4 protein-coding genes are annotated in these 3738 nt (G+C 71.5%); 1 reads left to right on the top strand and 3 read right to left on the bottom strand.

Going from position 1 to position 3738, the window contains the following annotated elements; genetic code table 11:
• From ispE to AC1D15_RS21775, 3 genes are all read right to left on the bottom strand, one after another.
• On the bottom strand, positions 1–881 hold an 881-nt coding region (gene ispE / locus AC1D15_RS21785; RefSeq protein WP_477827612.1), incomplete at its 3' end, for a 4-(cytidine 5'-diphospho)-2-C-methyl-D-erythritol kinase.
• 16 nt (positions 882–897) lie between these two features.
• Positions 898–1446: a lipoprotein insertase outer membrane protein LolB gene (locus tag AC1D15_RS21780; protein ID WP_477827611.1), complete on the bottom strand. Its 549-nt coding sequence runs from the start codon at positions 1444–1446 to the stop codon at positions 898–900.
• The gene (locus tag AC1D15_RS21775) at positions 1443–3296 is read right to left on the bottom strand and encodes a tetratricopeptide repeat protein (RefSeq protein WP_477827610.1); all 1854 of its coding nucleotides are present in this window, start codon (positions 3294–3296) and stop codon (positions 1443–1445) included. Before AC1D15_RS21775 ends, AC1D15_RS21780 begins: the two co-directional genes overlap by 4 nt.
• 110 nt (positions 3297–3406) lie before the next feature.
• On the opposite strand from AC1D15_RS21775, the gene AC1D15_RS21770 reads away from it, so the two are divergent.
• The coding region (locus AC1D15_RS21770) for a DNA-formamidopyrimidine glycosylase family protein (RefSeq protein WP_477827609.1) at positions 3407–3738 on the top strand (332 nt) is incomplete at its 3' end.

Raw genomic sequence — 3738 nt, 5'->3', positions numbered from 1 at the left:
GCGCACCAGCCCTGCAAGGGATGCTGCACCAGACTTCGGCACATCCGACCCACCCAACCCGACGGCAGGTCCGTCGGCATTGTCGCCGTGGGCAGATCGTCTACGCCAGCCCTGGAAAACACCGCGCTGCCGGAGCCCGTCATGCGGCTGTTGCCGAAGCGGGCCTCGAGCAGACGGGCGGCTTGCGCCACTTCGGAGCACTGGTTCTCGGCAGGCGGCTGCAAATCGTTGCGACCGAACCCTTCGAGAAGACTTTGCATACCGCCGTCCTCAAGGAAGCCTGCGACTATAGCAGCTTCTGTGTTGCGAACCAACAGGGGGCTGAGAAAGATGCCACGGGTTTCGATGCTCGCGGCCGGTTTGACGACCGCCAGCCATTGTGCGGGCAGCTCCAGCGGGGTCAGTTTCTCGCCGATGCCCTCGACCCAGGCGCTGCCCTTTCCAGAGTTCGCCAGGAAGAACGGCACGTCGGCCCCCAGCGTCAGGCCGAGCGCCATCAGCTTCTCGCGTGGCCAGTCGAGCTGCCACAGCCGGTTCAGCGCGAGCAGCGTGCTGGCCGCGTCCGAGCTGCCGCCGCCCATGCCGGCGCCCCACGGCACCTGCTTGTCGATCGAGATGTCGGCGCCGAGCGAGGTGCCCGATGCCGCCTGCAGGGCACGCGCCGCGCGCAGGCACAGGTCGTCGGCCGGCAGCGCAGCCGTCAAGTCATGGCGGGCGAGCCGGCCATCGCGGCGCAGTTCGAAGTGCAGCGTGTCGGCCCAGTCAATCAGCACGAAGACCGATTGCAGCAGGTGGTAGCCGTCGGCGCGCCGGCCGACGATGTGCAGGAACAGGTTCAGCTTGGCCGGCGCGGCCACGTCGTACAAGGCGGTCAGGCTCATCGGGCGGGAAGCGGTGTCAGGGGCGGTCGATGCGGGCGCGCACGACGACGGCGGGCGCCTGCGCGCGTTGCGCGCGTTGGGCGATTACCCAGCCTTCGTCGAAGCGGGCCAGGTTCACGTCCCAGCCCAGTTGCTGGAAGCCGGCGTCGGCCGGCGGCACGGCCGGGCGGCTCGGCGCGCCGGCCCAGACGCGGCCGCGCAGCCAGTCGAACAGCGCGACGATCGGCAGGCTCTCGCCGAGCATGTCCTGCGTCAGCGAATCGAGGTCGGGGTAGGCGCGCTGTTCGCCGCCGGTGGTCAGCAGCGCCTGGCGTCCGGACCACCGGGCCTGCGCGATCGTCGTGCCGAGCGGCGTCGACAGGTCGAGCCGGCCGTCCTGCGGCGTGCCCTGCAGCTCGAAGCTGGCGCTGACCGAGCGCGCCGCGGTCGACGGCGTCGCATCGACCTTCACCGACATCCGCCCCGACAGCGTCTCGGGCGAGGCGGTCGGCGTGACCGGCTGCAGCGTCGCGCAGCCAGCCAGCATCACGCCGGCCAGCAGCGCTGCCAGGGTGCCCAGCTTCACAGGTCGACCCGCAGCCGCGCGAGCGTCTCTTTCAGCACGTCGTTCGCGTTGTCGCGCGTGCGCGCATCGCGCAGCACCTTGCGGGCCTCGTCGCGCTGGCCGCTGATCCACAGCACCTCGCCCAGGTGGGCGGCGATCTCGACATCCGGGCGCGAGCGGTAGGCCTGCTGCAGCAGGCGCAGCGCTTCGCTGCGGTTGCCCAGCCGGTACTCGACCCAGCCCAGGCTGTCGGTGATGAACGGCTCGCCCGGCGCGAGGTCGAGTGCCTTGCGGATCAGGTCGCGCGCCTCGGRCAGGCGCTGGTTGCGCTCGGCGAGCGAGTAGCCCAGCGCGTTGTAGGCGTGGTGGTGATCGGGCTTCAGCTCGATGACGCGGCGCAGCAGGCGCTCCATCTCGTCCATGCGGTTCAGCTTCTCGGCCATCATCGACTGCTCGTACAGCAGGTCGGGATCGTTCGGGAAGCGCTGGTTCGCCTTGGCCAGCACCGTGTTCGCCTCGTTCCATTGCTTCACGTCGCGCAGGATCTGCGCTTCGGCGAGCAGCTTGGAGCGCGCATCTTCGGTCGTCTTCTCGGGGGCGCGGCGGATCAGCTCGCGCGCCTCCTTGACCTTGCCCTGGCGCGCCAGCAGCGACGCGCGCCGGGTCTGCACCTCGAGCGCGCGCTGCGGGCTGTCGACCTTCTTCAGCCAGGCTTCGGCGCCGGCATAGTCGCGCTGCTGCTCGGCGGCCTGCGACAGCAGCAGGTAGGCCTGCACCAGCCCCTGGTCGGCGGTCGGCGGGGCTTCGTCATCGTCATCGTCGCCGCCTGCCACGACCGGCGCCGGCGCTGGCGCCAGGCTGCCGCTGCCGGCGCGCTGCACGTACTGCATCAGCGCGGCCTGGGCTTCCTTCGGGTGGCGCAGTTCCAGGTGCAGCGCGCCGAGCGTGAGCCACGGCGTCGGCAGCTGCGGCTCGGCGCGCGTCACCGCTTCGAGCTGCGGCACCGCATCGGCATAGCGCTGCGCCGAATTCAGCACGCGGGCGTACAGCAGGCGGAACGAGCTGCTCTTCGGCTGGGCCTCGAGGTAGTCGGCGATCAGCGGCTCGACCGGCTGCCCGGCCGTCAGCAGCTCCAGCGCCAGCAGGGCCGGGCCCTCGGCGTCGCGGTCGAGCGCGTGGGCCTGCTGCGCGAGTTCGAAGGCGCGCTTCGCCTCGCCGGCCGCGAGCCAGGCGCGGCCGATCGCGACGCGTGCCGCGGCGCGCGTCTCGGGCGCCGCGAGCGACGGTTCGAGCCAGGTCTGCAGCTGGTTGGCGGTCTGTGTCTTGTCGGGGGCGCGGGCAAACAGCCGCGGCAGCGAGGCGATCAACGCGCCACGCTCGGCGACCGGCGTCGCGGCGAGCATCGCGCGGATCGGCTCCTCCGTCTCGGCCTGCCGGTTCAGCGCGATCAGCAGCCGCACCTGGTAGCCCATCGCCTCGACCGAATCGGGGATCGCGCTGCGCCAGGCCTGTGCGGCCGCCAGCGCCTGGTCGCCGGCACGCGCCTGCAGCGCGACCTCGGTGGCGCGGCGAAACAGCTCGGCGTCTCGCGTCTTGCGGGCCGCGTCGAGCAGCACCTGGTAGGCGGTGCCGACCTCGCCGGCGCGCAGCTCCATCTCGCCGACCAGCAACTGATAGAAGAGCGGCGCGTCGATCGACGAGTTCTCGAAGGGCTCGGGCGGCACGCCGCTGGCGGCGTCGGAGGCCGGCGCGGGCAACGCGTTTTCAGCCTGGGCCAGCCGGTGGGCCTGGGCGCCGGTCATCAGTGCCAGCGCACAGGCCACCGCGAGCGCCGTGCGCGCTGCGTGGGGAACGAGGGAAAGGGCCGGCATGCAATGCTCCTGAAACCGTGGACGATTCTAGGGTCTCGCGAATGTCCACGGAGAAGGGGCACAAGCCCCCGAAGCCGGTCCGACCCGGGTGCGTCGTGATAATTCCCTCCATGCCAGAACTTCCGGAAGTCGAGGTCACCCGACAGAGCTTTGCCGAGCGCATCGCCGGTGCCCGCGTGACCGCCGTGCGCCTGGGCAARCCGCTGCGCTGGCCGCTCGGCCACGAGCCGGCGGCCCTTGTCGGACAGCGCGTCGGCGACGCGACCCGCCGAGGTAAATATTTGTGGCTGCCGTTGTCGGCCGATGTCGGCGCGGCCGGCTCGGGCGCGCTGTCGGGTGGCCTGCTGATGCACCTGGGCATGTCGGGCTCGCTCGCCTTCAGCGACGCGCCCGGGCCGGCCGGCGCCCACGATCACTTCGACCTCGCCACCACGCGCGGCAC

This window comes from Rhizobacter sp. P2_H2 (genome assembly GCF_056403375.1).
Note: the sequence above shows the minus strand (reverse complement) of the source record. Positions and strands in the feature narration are given on the sequence as shown.